The following is a 15,485-nucleotide window of genomic DNA, read 5'->3' as shown; positions in this document are numbered from 1 at the left end:
GGGTATCAGCGCGATGCCAGCGCGTGTTGAAAGGCTTCGCGTTCATCATCCGCCATGTGGAAGGTGTGTTCCTCGGCGGGAAAAGCGCCTGCGCGAACGTCCTGCGCGTAGGCACGGAGCGCCTCTTCAATCGCGCTTCCGATAGAGGCGTACTGTTTCACGAATTTGGGCGTGAACCGGTCGAACATGCCCAGCAGGTCGTGATACACCAGCACCTGCCCGGAGACGCCGTTCCCCGCGCCAATGCCAATGGTGGGAATGTCGAGGCGCTCGGTAATCGCGGCGGCCACTTCAACGGGGACGGCTTCCAGCACAATGGCGAAGCAGCCCGCTTCTTGCAGGGCGAGCGCGTCGTCAATGAGCGCCAACGCTTCTTTGGCGGTGCGCCCCTGCACACGAAAACCGCCCAGCGCGCTCACGCTTTGGGGCGTCAGCCCAATGTGCCCCATGACGGGAATCCCGCTTTGCACAATAGCACGCACCCGGTCAGCCATACGGCGGCCGCCTTCCAGTTTGACGGCGTGGGCGCGCCCTTCTTTCATCAGGCGGAACGCATTGCGGACGGCTTCTTCATTTGAGGCTTCATAACTGCCAAAGGGCATATCCCCCACGATAAAGGCGCGTTGCGCGCCCCGCCGCACGGCGCGAATGTGGATGAGCATTTCCTCCATGGTCACGGGTTCGGTGGTCTCATACCCCAGGACGACCATACCGAGCGAGTCTCCCACCAGAATGACATCCACACCGGCGCGGTCGGCAAGCAACGCCGACGGGTAATCGTAAGCCGTGACCATGACGATGGGTTCACCAGCCTGGTATTTGCGGTGCAAATCAAGAATGGTGACCGGTTTGTCGCTCATCTCCTTCCCCCTTATCCAACTCCTCGACCGGAAATTTGCAACAAAAGCGCAAGCCAAGCGCCAAGGCACAAAAACGGTCCATACGGCACATACGTTTTGAGCGTCACGCGCCGCATGAGCAAGAGGACCACAATGATACCACCACCGATAAAAATGCCGTAGATGAGTGCCCGCCAGACATCTGGATGCCCTGTGATGAGCCCAATGTACAACGCCAGGTTGGCGTCGCCCAGCGCAAACCCGCCTCGTGTGAGCACAGCCAGCAAAAAGAAGGTCAGAAAGCCGCCCACGCCCGCCAGCAAGGCGTTCGGGAATGCGACACGGCTATCGAGCGGAATGGCGAGGCACGCGAAGAGAATAGCCGGCCAAATCACCACATCGGGAATGAGGCGCGTTTCGGCGTCCACCACGAGAATGAGTAGCAAAATGGACGTGTGCAGCAGGACAAGCGCCAGCGTTATCCTGTCCAGTTGGTGCCCGGCGTAGGCGGTGAGCCCCCACGCCGCCGCGTTGATGAAGGGCACCGCCTGTGAACGCCAGCGCCAGCGCACAAAAAAACCGTCGCGGGGGCGTTCTGTGCGGGCGTATTGCGGCGCACGGTCGGCAAGCCGCACCACCAGCCACCCAACCGGCAAGACAAACACCATTAGCGTCTCAAAAAGATACATGGCGCTCTCTGTGCTGTTGTCTGTTTGCTGTAAGGGGGAGTGTATGGCGTTTACCACATTCTGCCAACTGGCGCGGAAGGAGCGAGCCGGCGCACATGCGCGATACGCACGCACGCGCCGTTGACAGCCCATGACAAGCGCCTACAATAGCCGCCATGAATCGCTACGAACGTCTCAGCGTGGTTGTCAGCCTGACCTTGTTGGGGCTGGCAATTGCCACAATTTACGAAGCGCCGGGGTGGGTGATTGCCGCGACCATTCTGGGTTCACCGGTCGAGATTCTGATTTCGGCGAACCTGATGGTCGGTGCTGTGGTGGCGTTGCTGGTTGCCGCCGGCACAGACTACGCCTTGCGCGAGCACCCGCTTTATCGGCGTGCGCCCCGTTCCAGCGCCGCCCTCTTCTGGATTTTGCCCATGATTGTGACCCTCGTCAGTAGCGGCTTGCTGGTGCGTGTGCGTGATGAAACGTTGCTGTGGCTGGGGGTCTTGTTGGGCACGGGCTTGGTGCTGGCGCTGGTCATCTATGCCGAACTGCGCACCATTGACCTGGACGACCCCGAAGGGGTGCGCGCCCGCCTCTTCTTGAATGTGTTTACCTACTTCCTGGCGTTTACCTACTTCGCCCAAATCTACGGCTTGCGTGTGCGTACCGCTCTCGCCGCCCCGCTGGTGATGATTGCCGCCATGATTTTTTCGCTCACATTGTTGCGTATTGGCACAGCGCGTGATGCGCGTGTGTGGCTCTACAGCGCCTTGATTGCCTTCGTCATGGGCGAACTCGTGTGGCCGATGACCTATTGGCGCGTCTCGGCGCTGGTGGGGGGCGGTGTCTTGACGATAGGGTTTTATTTGCTGACGGGGATAAGCCAGCAATATTTCCTGCAACGCCTCTCGCGCCAGACGTTGATTGAATATGCCACCGTGGTTTTCATCAGCCTGGTGGCGCTCAGCGTGCGGCTCTTCACCTAACCGCCTCGGTTTCACCGCTCCAGAATCAGCGTGACAGGTCCATCGTTTTCGATGAGTACCAGCATGTGCGCCCCAAATCGCCCTGTTTGCACGGGGACCCCTTCGCGCCGTAGCGCCTCGGCGAAGGCGTCAATAAGTGGCGCGGCTTTTTCTGGCGGCGCCGCTTGCGTGAAACTGGGACGTCGCCCTTTGCGAGCGTCGCCGTAAAGCGTGAACTGTGAAACGACCAGCGCTTCTCCTCCCACATCCAGCAAGGAACGGTTCATTTTCCCTTCGTCATCTTCAAAAATGCGCAAATGCGCCACTTTGGACGCCAGCCACTCGACCGCTTCCATGCCGTCGTCTGTGGTAATCCCCACAAGTAGCACCACGCCGCGCCCAATTTCGGCGATGCGTTGGCCTTCTACGTCCACCGCACCATGGCGAACGCGTTGCAGAACAATCCGCATACTTGCGCCTCCTCTGTGAACAAATGTTTACACAACCATCATATGCAGTTTACAGCAACATGCTACCTTACACGTGCAGATGAGAGCCAAGCAGGCAAACGCACACAAGGCGCTCCTCTCCTCCCCCCAGAAAAGCGTCGGAACCGACCGGTTCCGACGCTTTTGCGTGGCTGAACGCACGCCAGCAATTTGACACCCACACACAACCCTTCACAATGCAGGCGTAAAGAAACGGTGAAGCCCCCGCACAATCCAGAAAGGAAACCGTATGCGCGCCATTGGAAGCAGTCTCTCGCGTGTTGGTGCTATTGACAAAGTCACCGGACGTGCCCGCTACCCTGGCGACCTCAACAAGCCCGGTCAACTCTACATGAAAATCCTCTTTGCCGGGCGTCCCCATGCTCGCATTGTGGACCTTGACCTGAGTGCGGCGAAACAGGTCCCCGGCGTGGTCGCCATTCTCACCGCCGAAGATGTCCCCGTCAATGAGTATGGGCTCATCATCTACGACCAGCCGGTGCTCTGCGGCGATGTGGTGCGCTGCGTTGCCGACCAGGTGGCGTGTGTGATTGCTGAAACCGAGGAAGCCGCACTCGAAGCCCGTGAAAAAATCCGGGTGGTGTATGAAGACTTGCCCGTGCTGACCGACCCCGTTGCCGCCATGCAGCCCGACGCCTTCATCATCCACCCCGAGCGCGGCGACAGCAATCTGCTTTGCCACTACAAAATCCGCAATGGCGATGTGGAAGCGGCTTTTGCCGAAGCCGATGTGATTATCGAGGGCGAGTACCGCACGCCGTTTCAGGAGCACGCCTACTTGCAGCCCGAAGCCGGGCTCGCTTGGCTGGAAGGCGACCAGGTGGTTGTCAATGTGGCGGGGCAGTGGATGCATGAAGACCGCCAGCAAATTGCGCATGCGCTGGGATGGCCCGAAGAGCGCGTGCGCGTGGAATACAGCGCCATTGGGGGCGCGTTTGGCGGGCGCGAGGATATGAGCGTCCAGATTGTGCTGGCGCTTGCCGCCGTCAAGACGGGGCGACCTGTGAAAATCGTCTGGACGCGTGAAGAGAGTATCATCGGGCACCACAAGCGCCACCCCATGACCATTCGCACACGCTGGGCGGCGACCTATTCGGGGCGTTTGCTGGGCGTCGAAGCCGAGGTGATTGCTGACGCCGGCGCGTATGCGTACACCAGCACCAAGGTGTTGGGCAATGCGCACCTGTGCGTGACGGGTCCATACGAGTGGCCGACCGCCAAGGTGGATAGTTATGCCGTCTACACCAACAACATCCCCACGGGCGCGTTTCGCGGCTTTGGCGCGCCGCAGGGGCACTTTGCCGCCGAAATGCAGATGAACAAACTCGCCGCCCGCCTCGGGCTTGACCCTGTGGCGTTGCGCTTGAAGAACTGCTTGCGCGAAGGGAGCCAACTCACCACGCGCGCCCACATGCCGCCCGGTGTGAGCCTGCCGCACGTTATCGAAGCCGCTGCTGAGCGGGCGGGCTGGAAGCGCCCCGACGGTTCGTTTCAGAAGCCGACGCTTTCCCCGTCCGGCGCGCCGCATATCAAACGGGGTGTTGGCTTTGCCTGCGCCATGAAGAACGTTGGCTTCTCGTTTGGTTTTGTGGATGAATGTTGGGCGCAGGTCGAACTGCACGGCGGGGGTGATATTGAAGAAGTCGTGGTGCGCTGTGCCGGTGCAGACGTGGGGCAAGGTGCACACACCGTCTTTTGCCAGATGGCAGCCGAAGCGGTGGGCGTGCCTGTCGAACGGGTGCGCCTGGTCGCCGACCATACCGATGAAACCCCCGGCTCGTCGGGGAGCAGTAGCGCCAGCCGCATGACCTTCTACGCGGGCAACGCCATCCGCGGTGCGGCGATGCGCGCGCTCAAACTCTGGCACGATGAAGTGCGCCCCGCCGTCGGCACGTACCGCTACCGCCCGCGTGCCACCACCCCCTTCGACCCCGAAACGGGTGAAGCCGACCCCAACGTTTCGTATGGCTTCGTCGCCGAAGTCGCCGAGGTGGAAGTGGACACGGAGTTGGGATTTGTGCATATCACGCGCGTTATTTGCGCCGATGACGTCGGCAAAGCCATCAACCCGCGCCTGATTGAAGGGCAAATTGAAGGGGGCGTTGTGCAAGCCGTGGGCTATGCGGTGCTGGAACATTTCCAGGTGCGCAATGGCGAAGTGCTGACGCGCCATCTCAGTACCTACCTGATCCCCACGGTCTATGACATCCCCGACCGTGTCGAAAGCCTGATTCTCGAATACCCCGACCCACAAGGACCGTGGGGCGCGCGCGGCATGGCTGAAATGCCCTTCATCCCGCTGGCGCCGGCGGTTGCCAGCGCCGTGTACGATGCGACGGGCGTTTGGTTTGATGACTTGCCGTTGACGCCTGACAAAATTGTTGCCAAACTCCACCCACGCTTGTGAGTGGAACAACCAACCTGTGTGAGCGCCTATGACTGCACTTGACACCTTGCTTGCTTTTGCCCTCGACGCCGCCTGGGAAGCCGGACGGCTGACGCTCGGCTATTTTCAAACCAATGTGCATGTCGAAACCAAAGCCGACGCCAGCCCCGTGACCGTTGCCGACCGTGAAGCCGAAGCGCTCTTGCGGCGGCTCATCGAACGTGCCTACCCTGACCACGGCATTATCGGCGAAGAGCATGGCGAAAAGCCGGCGCGCTCCGCCTACACCTGGGTGCTCGACCCCATTGATGGCACCAAGTCGTTTATCACCGGCGTGCCGCTCTACGGCACCATGGTTGCGCTCCTGCAAGACGGGGAACCGGTGCTGGGCGTGCTTTTCTTCCCCGCACTGGGTGAAATGGTCTATGCAGCGCGCGGCATGGGCTGTTTCTGGAACGGACGGCGTGCGCGTGTGTCAGACGTGCGGGACATTTCCCAGGCGAAACTCCTGGTCTCCAACCTCAACAAATTCGAGCCATACGGCAAAGCCGACGCCTGGCAGCGCCTCGTGCGGGCAACGGCGTTTCAACGCACCTGGGGCGACGCATACGGCTATGCACTGGTTGCAACGGGGCGCGCCGACATCATGTGCGACCCCATCATGTCCATCTGGGATATTGCGCCGCTGCTGGTCATCATGGAAGAAGCCGGCGGCACTCTCACCGACTGGCAAGGCAATCGCACCATCTCCAACGCCGAAAGCATTGCGACGAACGGCCACCTGTTTGAGCAAGTGATGGCGTTGACACGCGCGCCGACCACCTGATGAGGAGAGCGCATGCAGACCGTTGCGGTGTGGACACGACGAATGAACAAAATGCTCGTCTTTACGGCGAGCATTTTGCTCTTTGCGCTGGGCATTGTGCTCATGAAAGACGGCGCGCGCAGTCTCGCGCCCCTGATTGAAGGTTGGCTTGACCTGCGCCGCCCGTTGCCCAGCCTTGCCGCCGGTTGGCTGGCTTCGATGATCATCATGAGCGGTTCGCCGATTGCCGCCGTTGCGCTTGCCCTGCTCGACAGCGGCTTGATGACGGCGACTTCCGCCTTCACCATGATTATGGGCTCACGGTTCGGCGCGAGTTTCATTGTGCTCTGCGTGGGGTTCATCTATGCCTTGCGGGGGCGCAGCCTGCTGAACAGCCTGAGCATGGGCTTGCTCTCCTTTGCCATCACCATCTCGCTGCATGTGATCGGGCTGGTGCCGGGCATCTGGCTTTTGCAAACCGATTGGCTGACGCGCGTCCCGCGCCCGCGCGGCGTGGCGGTTACCTCGGTGGTGGACCTGTTGTTTGAGCCGGTGCGCCTCACGCTGAGCGGTTTCGTGCCCCTGTGGTCGTTTTTCGGGATTGGCTTCCTCTTCATCATGCTCAGTTTCGCCCTGCTCGACCGTGCGCTCCCGACGGAATCCCTCAAAGCCGCCCACTTCGACCAGATTGCGCAATTCGTTTACCGCCCCTCGGTCATGTTCTTGCTGGGCGCAGTGGTGACGTTGATTTCCATGTCGGTGAGCCTCTCTGTGAGCATTCTTGTCCCGTTGAGCGACCGCGGCCTTATGCGCCGTGAGAACGTCATCCCCTACATCATGGGGGCGAACATCACCACCTTTGTGGACACCTTGCTGGCGTCATTGCTCATGGAAACACCGCGGGCGTTCGACGTGGTGTTGGCGGAAATGGTGAGCGTGGGCGTCGCGGCGCTTTTCATTCTGGTGTTCGCTTTTCGGCCGTATGAAGTCGCCATGGAAACATTTGTCGAATGGGTGACGGCGCACCCCTCGCGCGTGGTGCTCTTTTTGGTGGTGCTTTTTGCCGTGCCGGCGGTGGGCTTGTTCATGTGAAAGGAGGCAGTATGCACATTCTCGTGGCAACCGGGGGGGCGGAACATTCGCAAAAAGCGGTCACTTTTGCGGGGTTGCTCGCCCGTGATACCAACGCCGCCCTGACCCTGTTGACGGTGCGCAAGCCGGGGCATTCTGAAGAAGCCGCCCGTGTGGCGTTGGAAGAGGCGCAGCGTGCCTTGCCGCCCAATCTGGCGCGGGTACAGACGCGCATCCGTGAAGGGCATCCCGCCGAAGAAATTGTGTTCGAGTGTGAGGAAGGTGGGTACGATCTGGCGGTGGTGGGTGAACGCCAGCACCACACATTGCGCACGCGCTTCTTGCTCGGCTCCACAGCCCAACGCGTGGTGGAACATGCGCCGTGCCCGGTTGTAGTCGCCAAGGGGCGCATTGCCCCCGTGCGCCGTCTCTTGCTGTGTGAAGGATTGCGTACCGATGCGCCGCTCGCCCGCCGTTTTATGGAACAACTTCCCGAACTCGTGACGCTTCCTTTGGAAATCACCATTTTGCACGTCATCTCGCAACTGGCGCTCACCCCGTACGACCCTAGCGTGGAAGATTCGGAAACCGTCCAACTGGCGCGCCGTATCCTCGCCGGCGATAGGCAACTGTTGAGCAAGCGCCACGCCCATGTGCAAGAACGCTTGCGGTATGGGCTGGTGGTTGAAGAAATCATCGCCGAAGCGGCTTGGGATTACGACATGCTGGTCTTGGGCGCCCACCCCGGCGCGGGGTGGCGGCGCATTCTCCTCGACGATATCACGCACGATGTGTTGGTGAAAGCCCCCGCACCCGTGCTTGTAGTGCGCTAAACAGCACGCACTGGCGCGTGGAATGCGCGCCAGTGGCGACCTTTTCAATGTTCTCACTCCGCGTTTTCTTGCCGCGTGTGGCTTGTTCACCGTATCAATTGGCGTACAATCAGCCTTTGCCCGTGTGAGATTGAGAAACAAGGAGGTTCCATGTACGGACGCAAACTTGACCCTTACCCGCTGGAAGGCGATATCCCTGTCACCACCCTGGTGGACGATTTCTTTTTTGCGTACAACGCGGCGCGTTTGCGCGAAGCGTGCCAGATTTTCGCCCAAAAAATGCTCGAACCGGATGTCACGGTCGTGCTCACGCTGACGGGCGCGCTCACACCCACCGGCATGGGCTACGCCGTCTTTGTGCCGCTCATCGAAGCGGGATTTGTGGACTGGATTATCTCCACCGGCGCGAACCTGTACCACGACGTGCACCGTTCGTTGGGCTTTTCGCTCTACCAATCCACGCCCTACGTGGACGACGTGGCGCTCCGCGAGCAGGGCGTCATTCGCATCTACGATATTCTCTTTGAAGCCGATGTTCTTTTTGAAACGGACGCTTTCTTCCGCGAAGTGTTGAAGCAGCCCGAATTCCAGAAGCGCATGGGCACGGCGGAACTGCACTATCGCCTGGGGCGCTACGTGCGCGAACGCGAGCGCGTCTTGGGCGTCAAATACCGATCGCTCTTGGGGGCGGCCTACGAAGCGGGCGTGCCGGTTTACACGTCCAGCCCCGGCGATTCAGGTGTGGGCATGAACCTTTCGGCGCTGCGCTTGCAGGGCTACGAGGTCGGTTTCGACCCCGAACTGGATGTGAACGAGACGGCGGCGATTGTGTACGACGCCAAGAAGTCGGGCGGCAAGAGCGCCGTGCTCATTCTGGGCGGTGGAAGCCCCAAGAATTTCGCCCTGCAAACCGAGCCGCAAATCCAGGAAGTGCTGGGGCTGGATGAACGCGGGCATGACTACTTCATCCAGATTACTGACGCCCGCCCCGACACGGGCGGTTTGTCGGGGGCAACGCCTAACGAGGCGGTGACATGGGGCAAGGTGGACCCCGAACAATTGCCCGACACGGTGGTCTGCTACACGGATTCGACCATTGCCGCGCCGATTTTGGCGGCCTATGCGCTCGCCAAACGCCAGCCGCGCCCGCTGAAACGGCTCTACGACCGCCGCGAAGCCTTGCTGGAACAGTTGCGCCGTGACTATCTCGACCGCCTGGCGGCAGAATCGGCATCCTGAGGGGAGGCGCACCATGCCTGAATTTCTACACCCGAATTTTTTGGGGCTTCCTGAGGAATACACGCGCCTGGAAACAGCGCGCGCGATTGTCTTGCCCATTCCCTACGAAGCCACCGTGAGCTATGAGGCGGGCACCCGCCGTGGACCCGCGGCGATTCTCGAAGCGTCCGCACAGGTGGAGTTGTACGACCGCGAATTTGACGACGAGCCCGCCTTGCACTACGGCGTGCATACCTTGCCCGCCTTGTTGCCCAATTTTGCCTCGCCCGAAGCCATGGTCGCCGATATTGCCGAAGCCGTGGCAATGTACGCCCAACCGGGGCGCTTGCTGGTTGTGCTGGGGGGGGAACACACCATTACCGCGGGCGTCATGCAAGGGGTGGCGCAGGTGTATGGCGAACCGCTGACAATGGTGCAGCTCGACGCCCACGCCGATTTGCGCAATGAGTTTGAAGGAAGCCCCTACAGCCACGCCTGTGTGGCGCGCCGTGTGCTGGACGCGGGCTATGGCGAGGTGTTGCAGCTCGGTATCCGCTCGGTCTGCACCGAAGAGATGGACGTGATTCGCCGCGAGGAGCGCGTGCGGGTCTGGTTCGCCGAAGATGTGCATATGCGCCCCTTGCAGCAAACGCTGGATGAGCTCGCTGAGCGTGTGCGCGGCAAGCGCGTCCACCTGACTATTGACGTGGACGGGCTGGACCCCAGCATCGTGCCCACGACAGGCACGCCCGAACCCGGCGGCTTGACGTGGTATCAGACGCTCGCCATTGTGCGCACGGTTGCCGAAGCCGCCGACGTGGTGAGCGTGGACTGCGTCGAGCTTTCACCGCGCGCCGGGCTGCACATGGCGGATTTTGCCGTGGCGAAACTGCTCTACAAGACGATGAACTACGTGTTGATGAAAGCATAACCGAGTGTCCAACGTGGGGGTGTGGGGAGCGCACCCACACCCCCATTGCCAAAAGGAGGTGTCATGCGTTGCTTGCGTTGCTGGATATGGTTGTCGGTGTTCGCGTTCTTGCTGATGGCGTGCGGCAACAGTGATTCATCCGAGGAAGGCAATCAACTCTCGCTCGCGCCCACCAACACGCCGCCGCCGGAAGCGACTGCCACCGCCACCCCTTCACCTGAACCCAGCCCAACCCCGACACCGGAACCAACGCCCACACCCGATTACATTGCCAATCCACCGCCCCGCCCCACAACCCCCGCCCAAACTGTGCCTGAAACGGGGCGCACGTATCCGCCCGGAATGTACGAGTACATTCACACGCAGTTTGATGTGCCGCATCCCCCCGCCCCTGTGCCCGACGAGTTTGTGCAGAGCCTGCCCGCGCCACCCGATGGCGTATGCCCATTGACGGGCGTGCCGGTGGACGACCCCGCCGTTTTGCAGCGGCGGCCGCTCAACGTGCGCATTGACAACTCGCCACAGGGACGCCCGCAATCGGGGCTGGCGTTTGCCGATGTGGTGTGGGAAACCCTCGCCGAAGGTGGCATCACGCGCTTCACCGCCACTTTCCTGTGTCAAACACCCGAAGTTATCGGTCCCGTGCGGAGCGCCCGCTTGATTGACCTGCAACTCTGGCCCATGCTCGACGCCATTTTGGTGCACGTTGGCGCGAGCCAACCCGTGACGGACATGATTCTTTCATCGCCGTGGAACCGCGCCAACATTGACGAATGGCTGGGGCATAACGCCTTCTACCGCATCCCCGCCGACCAAGCGGCGGTGTCATGGTTGCGCACGTACACATCCGCAGCGCGGCTCTGGCAATTTGCCGAAAGCATTGGCGAACAACGCCCCTCGCGCACCTTGCGCGGTTGGCAATTCGACGCCACACCCCCCGACGGCGGCAGACCGGCGCGGACGGTTATCATTCCCTACTCGCCGGGCACGTCGAGCGTGGTCACCTACCGCTACGACGCCGAGAGCGGGCGCTACCTGCGCTACCAAGGCGACACGCCCCACATTGACCGCACAACCGGCACACAACTCTCCGCCGCGACGATTTTTATCGTCTTCGCCGACATGACCGTCACGCCGATTGTGGAAGACTCGTTGGGCAACAAATCGCTCCATTTCAAAGTGTGGGGCGAAGGAAAGGGCATTGTGGTGCGCGATGGGCGCGCCTACGACGTGACATGGCGGCGTGAAGGCGAGAATGTCCTCATTCGCCCCATCGCCCCCGATGGCTCCATCTTTCCGTTCAAGCCGGGACCCTTGTGGGTGCAGATTGTGCCCACAGGGATGGATGTTTCCCTCTCGGAGTGAAACACAGAACGCAACCATGTGGTGAACACGTGCGACGCAGAACGCCATGCGTCGCACGTGTTGTTTTCGCCATTCCCTTTGGCGCAACCTGAACGCGGATGGAGCAGTAGAGAAAACGGGTGTGCTGCATTCAGAAAGGAGACGTTGCCATGACAGAAACACGAGAGGGCATCATCGAAGTGCGTACCAGCCCAGGGTGCTTGTGGCAAGTGCTCTGGTTTGCGTTCATTGGATGGTGGCTTGGGCAAATCTGGGTTGGGTTGGCGTGGATTGCCATGCTCACCATCGTAGGCATCCCGCTGGGGGCGAAAATGCTCAACAGCGTGCCCACCGTGATGGCGTTGCGCCAGCCGCCGCGCCGCGTGTTGGTCGAACAAGGGCGGCACGTCGCGCTCGACACACCACAGCGCCCCTTCATCGTGCGGGCGATCTGGTTCGTGTTAGTGGGTTGGTGGTTGAGCGCGCTCTGGATTGAAGTCGCTTACGCCTTGTGCCTGACCATCATCGGCTTGCCGCTGGGCTTCTGGATGTTCGACCTGACGCCGACGATTGCCACGCTTCAACGGCGCTAATCGCGCACGGGGCGATGAGGGGGCACATGCAACGTGCCCCCTCATTCGTTTTCAGGCACGAACACCTGGATGGTCGGCACAGACGCCACCGCCACAAACCAATGCGTGGTGCGCTCCGAAAGCAGCCGCAACGTGCGTCCCGCCAGGTCGCCCTCTGTCGCACGCCCCTCGAACGTCCAGCGCGAGCCGGTCTCACGGTCCCGCCAGGCGTCGCCGTCCACCTCAAAGGTGAGCGTGCGCCCGTCAAGGCGGGTGTCGTAGGCGCGGGCGACGGGAGCGCCGGCTTGCTGGGTGATGAAGACGGCGACGGTGTGCTCGGCGAACGAATCTTGCCAGACCAGCGGCGTTTCGCTTCGTGGAAGTGGGTAGGCGCGCCACTGGTCGCCCAGGTTGAGCACCAGCACAGGTTGGGCGGTGGGCATGCGCACCCCTTGCGGCGTGCGTTCAAGCGGCAGTGCGTTGTTGTGCAGGCGCACCAGGTCGGCAAGCCCCAGGAAGGGGTCGAAATCGTAGGGGCGGTCGAAAGCGGGGCGTGCCAGCACGTATGTCTGGGGGTGCTGTGCGCGCCACTCGCGCCAGGTGAGCGTGTTGCTGGGCAACAAATCCAGTTGCGTGCCCGTCAGCGGTCCTACAATGGCTTCCCCCGCGATGTGATACCAGTACGAACCCGTCTCGTGGTCTACCATCACGGCGTCGTTGGCGTAGAGCGCGCCGCTGTTGCCGAACGTCAGCACGCGCCCATCGGGCAGTCGGCGGCTGAACACCGCGCCGCTGTAGCAGAGTGGGCAATACGAGACCAGCACCGCCTCGCCCCCCAGGGTGGCGTTGATGAGTTCGTGGTAGTTCAGAATGCGCAAGGGGAACGCCCACGCCCCCGCGGCATTGGCGTAGCCAATCACAATGTCATCGTCAGCCAACCAGTGGGCGGCGTCGTGGCTTTCAAACGCCAGGTCGTCTTCGTAGAGCGGCGGCACCGCGTCAAAGGCGGCGGCGCGCAACTCAGGCGACGCTTGGCTGAGCGGTATGCGCTGGTTGATGGGGTGGAGAAGGTCGAAAACAATCTCGTCCAGCGGGACGGCGGCGCGGCTGGTGTCGAGCGTGGGGATGGGGGGTGGTGCAGGCGGGGACGCCGCAGGGCGTTCCCCGCAGGCGGCAAGCGTGAGCAGGATGAAAACCAGCGAAAGCAGAGTTTGGCGCATAGGTGCCTATCCTCAGTTGCTTGTTTGGGTTGAACCGGGTTTGAATTGTGGCGACCTTGCGCCAAATGCAAAACGGCCCCGCATCAGCGCGGGACCGTTTGCACAGGAGGGCACCAAGTCGCGGAAGCCGCTCTGTTAGGCAACGGCTTCGCCGACCGCCTGGAGCACGCCTTGCAGCATGTATTCTTCGGGCACAGCGCCTTCGATGTGCCAATCTTCGTTGATGACGATGCGCGGCACGCCCATCACGTTGTAGCGGTCGGCGAGTTCGGGAAATTCCATCGCTTCGACCATGTCGGCGCGCACCAGCGGGCTTTCAAACGCCATTTGGTGCGCCAGCGAGACGGCTTGCGGGCAGTACGGGCATGTCGGCGTGACGAACACCTGAATGTGCACGGGTTTTTGCAAGTTGCGCAACGCTTCTTTGGTCGCTTCGCTCAACTTGCTCTGCCCCTGCCCCACCATGAGCACGTCTTCGACCAGCGAGGCGAATTCATAGCCCGCTGGAATGCCGTAGTAGCGGATACCGTAATCGGTACCGTTCCCCAGCACGATGGTGGCGGGGGCTTTATCCACACCGTAGGCTTCGGCGTCGGCGGCGTGTTCCGCCATATCGCGCACATCCACGGTAATGTTGTCAGAGAGTTCGGCGAGTTCTTCCAGAATTTCGCGCGTATCGTTGCAGTAGGGGCACGCTTCTTTGCTCGTGAAGAGCAAGAGCGTGACCGGCTGGGTCAACGACGCAAACGCTTCTTGCAGATACGCACGGTCTTTGGCTGAAATTTTCGGCATGGTTTTTCCTCCCACTGAATGAATCTGTTCACTCCTTTAGATGCAGTGAGAGGCCAAAAGGTTACATTTTCCGCCTGCGAAAAGTGGAAATTGCCGCAAAATGGCGCTTTTCAAGCCTGCCTGGTGAACGGGTGGCGCAGGTTGTGCACGCGCCCCACCTCGTTGCCGAAGATTTCCACCACCAGCCCACTGCCTTGCGCCTGAAAGACCGCCACGCGGGAGAGATGGGCGGCGTAGGTGCGGGCTGCGCCGACATAGAACCAGTGGGGCATTTTCCCTTCCAGCACCAGAGAAAACATGGGCGGCACTGTCGGCAACGTGATGTGGGGGATTTCGTGTTGCGCGATGAACGGCGGTTTGGGGCGTGTACGCAGCCATTGCCAGCCGCTTGATTCGATGGTGAGCGAGTACTCGATGGGGGCATGCGGCGACTCGTCTTCTGTCATGGCGAACGCCTGCACGGGCAGCCATCCCAGCGTCGCGTCAAATTGCCAGGCAAGCGTTGGGGCGGCGGCGGCGACGGCGGCGTACACCCAGTTGGGCGCGCGACCGTAGAGGGCGAGCGCCTGATGGTCGCGGGCGGGGAGCACCGCTTCCGCGAGCAGGCGGGGCAGCATGGCGGGGTCCCAGCGGGGCGATATGCGTTCCACGTCAAGAATGCGCGCCGCCTTGTCGGGAAGGATCTCAAAGTGAATCTCGCGCATGGCGTCCGCCGACAGCCCGATGATGTCCGCCACCTGGCGCGCAAACTCGGCGAGCACCGTTTCAGCCGCCACAGGCACTTTCTCCCGCAGGTTGATCACCGCCTCGAAGGGCGTCCCGCTTCCACACCGCGCGTCGCTGGCGTCCAGGCGCGAGTGGAACAGTCCCACCACCTGCAAGCCCATGCGTCGCGCAAATGCGTGCCACGCCTGCAAATCCTGCTCGTTGTTGCTCACCAGAATGGCGTGCGTACAGTGTCGGGCGATGGTTTCCTGCTCCGGTGTGATTTTGCCGCCCACGTCCACCAAAAAGGGTTGCGGGCGGCTCGCCAGCACGCGCGCCACCCGTTCGGCAAAACGCGCTTCGTAGGGGCGTTTGTCGCGCAGGGCGCGCGCCAGCGCCGCTTCACTTTCACGTGTCCAGTCGCCCTCACCGTCGGGGGCGGCGCGCAGCAGGTAATGCGGCACCTGTTGCCGTCGCAACAACTGGCTCAACCGGTACGAGAAGATGGATTTGCCGCTGTGAGGTGGACCGCCGATGAGGAAAGCGGGGTAGTTCGTCGGCATCGTTCGCTCCTGTGGGTCTGATTGCCAACTTTGCGCGCTGTATGCTACAACATACACG

15 protein-coding genes are annotated in these 15,485 nt (G+C 61.5%); 9 read left to right on the top strand and 6 right to left on the bottom strand.

Features of this window, described 5'->3' with window-relative positions:
- Window positions 1-5: 5 nt before the first annotated feature.
- Complete coding sequence (panB, locus tag SE16_RS12005) at window positions 6-860, bottom strand: 3-methyl-2-oxobutanoate hydroxymethyltransferase (protein ID WP_054492525.1); 855 nt, start codon at window positions 858-860, stop codon at window positions 6-8.
- Window positions 861-871: 11 nt separating this feature from the next.
- Entirely contained in the window at window positions 872-1,528 is a 657-nt protein-coding gene (locus SE16_RS12000; RefSeq protein ID WP_054492524.1) for a prepilin peptidase, read from the bottom strand.
- Between the two features lie 155 nt (window positions 1,529-1,683).
- Here SE16_RS12000 and SE16_RS11995 point away from each other — a divergent pair, with 155 nt between their 5' ends.
- Window positions 1,684-2,499: a DUF5656 family protein gene (locus tag SE16_RS11995; protein WP_054492523.1), complete on the top strand. Its 816-nt coding sequence runs from the start codon at window positions 1,684-1,686 to the stop codon at window positions 2,497-2,499.
- An 11-nt stretch (window positions 2,500-2,510) separates the two neighbouring features.
- Here the strand turns inward: SE16_RS11995 and dtd are convergent, their stop codons facing one another.
- Window positions 2,511-2,948 (bottom strand): D-aminoacyl-tRNA deacylase, encoded by a 438-nt coding sequence (gene dtd / locus SE16_RS11990; protein ID WP_054492522.1) that lies wholly within the window; start codon window positions 2,946-2,948, stop codon window positions 2,511-2,513.
- Between the two features lie 268 nt (window positions 2,949-3,216).
- On the opposite strand from dtd, the gene SE16_RS11985 reads away from it, so the two are divergent.
- From SE16_RS11985 to SE16_RS11950, 8 genes are all read left to right on the top strand, one after another.
- Complete coding sequence (locus SE16_RS11985; protein WP_054492521.1) at window positions 3,217-5,394, top strand: xanthine dehydrogenase family protein molybdopterin-binding subunit; 2,178 nt, start codon at window positions 3,217-3,219, stop codon at window positions 5,392-5,394.
- 28 nt (window positions 5,395-5,422) lie between these two features.
- A complete protein-coding gene (gene hisN, locus SE16_RS11980) occupies window positions 5,423-6,199 on the top strand; it encodes a histidinol-phosphatase (protein ID WP_054492520.1) in 777 nt (258 codons plus the stop codon).
- A gap of 12 nt (window positions 6,200-6,211) precedes the next feature.
- Entirely contained in the window at window positions 6,212-7,270 is a 1,059-nt protein-coding gene (locus SE16_RS11975) for a Na/Pi cotransporter family protein (RefSeq protein ID WP_054492519.1), read from the top strand.
- A gap of 11 nt (window positions 7,271-7,281) precedes the next feature.
- On the top strand, window positions 7,282-8,082 hold the full coding sequence (locus SE16_RS11970; protein ID WP_054492518.1) for a universal stress protein: 801 nt from the start codon (window positions 7,282-7,284) through the stop codon (window positions 8,080-8,082).
- Between the two features lie 150 nt (window positions 8,083-8,232).
- Complete coding sequence (locus tag SE16_RS11965; protein WP_054492517.1) at window positions 8,233-9,321, top strand: homospermidine biosynthesis protein; 1,089 nt, start codon at window positions 8,233-8,235, stop codon at window positions 9,319-9,321.
- A 13-nt stretch (window positions 9,322-9,334) separates the two neighbouring features.
- Window positions 9,335-10,231, top strand: coding sequence for an agmatinase (speB, locus tag SE16_RS11960; RefSeq protein WP_054492516.1), 897 nt, complete (start codon window positions 9,335-9,337; stop codon window positions 10,229-10,231).
- Between the two features lie 63 nt (window positions 10,232-10,294).
- Window positions 10,295-11,596 (top strand): DUF3048 domain-containing protein, encoded by a 1,302-nt coding sequence (locus SE16_RS11955; protein ID WP_060687642.1) that lies wholly within the window; start codon window positions 10,295-10,297, stop codon window positions 11,594-11,596.
- Window positions 11,597-11,745: 149 nt separating this feature from the next.
- The gene (locus SE16_RS11950; RefSeq protein ID WP_054494374.1) at window positions 11,746-12,168 is read left to right on the top strand and encodes a YccF domain-containing protein; all 423 of its coding nucleotides are present in this window, start codon (window positions 11,746-11,748) and stop codon (window positions 12,166-12,168) included.
- A gap of 41 nt (window positions 12,169-12,209) precedes the next feature.
- Here SE16_RS11950 and SE16_RS11945 read toward each other — a convergent pair whose 3' ends face one another.
- The 3 genes from SE16_RS11945 to SE16_RS11935 form a co-directional block, all read right to left on the bottom strand.
- A complete protein-coding gene (locus SE16_RS11945; protein WP_054494372.1) occupies window positions 12,210-13,367 on the bottom strand; it encodes a DUF3179 domain-containing (seleno)protein in 1,158 nt (385 codons plus the stop codon).
- A 135-nt stretch (window positions 13,368-13,502) separates the two neighbouring features.
- Window positions 13,503-14,159: a protein disulfide oxidoreductase gene (pdo, locus tag SE16_RS11940; protein ID WP_054494371.1), complete on the bottom strand. Its 657-nt coding sequence runs from the start codon at window positions 14,157-14,159 to the stop codon at window positions 13,503-13,505.
- A 110-nt stretch (window positions 14,160-14,269) separates the two neighbouring features.
- Window positions 14,270-15,427, bottom strand: a complete 1,158-nt coding sequence (locus SE16_RS11935) for a CRISPR-associated protein Csx3 (protein ID WP_054494369.1) — start codon at window positions 15,425-15,427, stop codon at window positions 14,270-14,272.
- Window positions 15,428-15,485: the final 58 nt, after the last annotated feature.

It is taken from the genome of Ardenticatena maritima (assembly GCF_001306175.1).
GTDB classification, from domain to species: Bacteria; Chloroflexota; Anaerolineae; order Ardenticatenales; family Ardenticatenaceae; genus Ardenticatena; species Ardenticatena maritima.
The sequence above is the reverse complement of the archived record's forward strand: the minus strand, read 5'-3'. Positions and strand labels throughout refer to the sequence as shown.

Excerpts from the sequence above, each read along its gene's own strand:
- panB (WP_054492525.1), bottom strand. The coding sequence starts at position 860 with ATGAGCGACAAACCGGTCACCATTCTTGATTTGCACCGCAAATACCAG.
- SE16_RS12000 (WP_054492524.1), bottom strand. The coding sequence starts at position 1,528 with ATGTATCTTTTTGAGACGCTAATGGTGTTTGTCTTGCCGGTTGGGTGG.
- SE16_RS11995 (WP_054492523.1), top strand. The coding sequence starts at position 1,684 with ATGAATCGCTACGAACGTCTCAGCGTGGTTGTCAGCCTGACCTTGTTG.
- dtd (WP_054492522.1), bottom strand. The coding sequence starts at position 2,948 with ATGCGGATTGTTCTGCAACGCGTTCGCCATGGTGCGGTGGACGTAGAA.
- SE16_RS11985 (WP_054492521.1), top strand. The coding sequence starts at position 3,217 with ATGCGCGCCATTGGAAGCAGTCTCTCGCGTGTTGGTGCTATTGACAAA.
- hisN (WP_054492520.1), top strand. The coding sequence starts at position 5,423 with ATGACTGCACTTGACACCTTGCTTGCTTTTGCCCTCGACGCCGCCTGG.
- SE16_RS11975 (WP_054492519.1), top strand. The coding sequence starts at position 6,212 with ATGCAGACCGTTGCGGTGTGGACACGACGAATGAACAAAATGCTCGTC.
- SE16_RS11970 (WP_054492518.1), top strand. The coding sequence starts at position 7,282 with ATGCACATTCTCGTGGCAACCGGGGGGGCGGAACATTCGCAAAAAGCG.
- SE16_RS11965 (WP_054492517.1), top strand. The coding sequence starts at position 8,233 with ATGTACGGACGCAAACTTGACCCTTACCCGCTGGAAGGCGATATCCCT.
- speB (WP_054492516.1), top strand. The coding sequence starts at position 9,335 with ATGCCTGAATTTCTACACCCGAATTTTTTGGGGCTTCCTGAGGAATAC.
- SE16_RS11955 (WP_060687642.1), top strand. The coding sequence starts at position 10,295 with ATGCGTTGCTTGCGTTGCTGGATATGGTTGTCGGTGTTCGCGTTCTTG.
- SE16_RS11950 (WP_054494374.1), top strand. The coding sequence starts at position 11,746 with ATGACAGAAACACGAGAGGGCATCATCGAAGTGCGTACCAGCCCAGGG.
- SE16_RS11945 (WP_054494372.1), bottom strand. The coding sequence starts at position 13,367 with ATGCGCCAAACTCTGCTTTCGCTGGTTTTCATCCTGCTCACGCTTGCC.
- pdo (WP_054494371.1), bottom strand. The coding sequence starts at position 14,159 with ATGCCGAAAATTTCAGCCAAAGACCGTGCGTATCTGCAAGAAGCGTTT.
- SE16_RS11935 (WP_054494369.1), bottom strand. The coding sequence starts at position 15,427 with ATGCCGACGAACTACCCCGCTTTCCTCATCGGCGGTCCACCTCACAGC.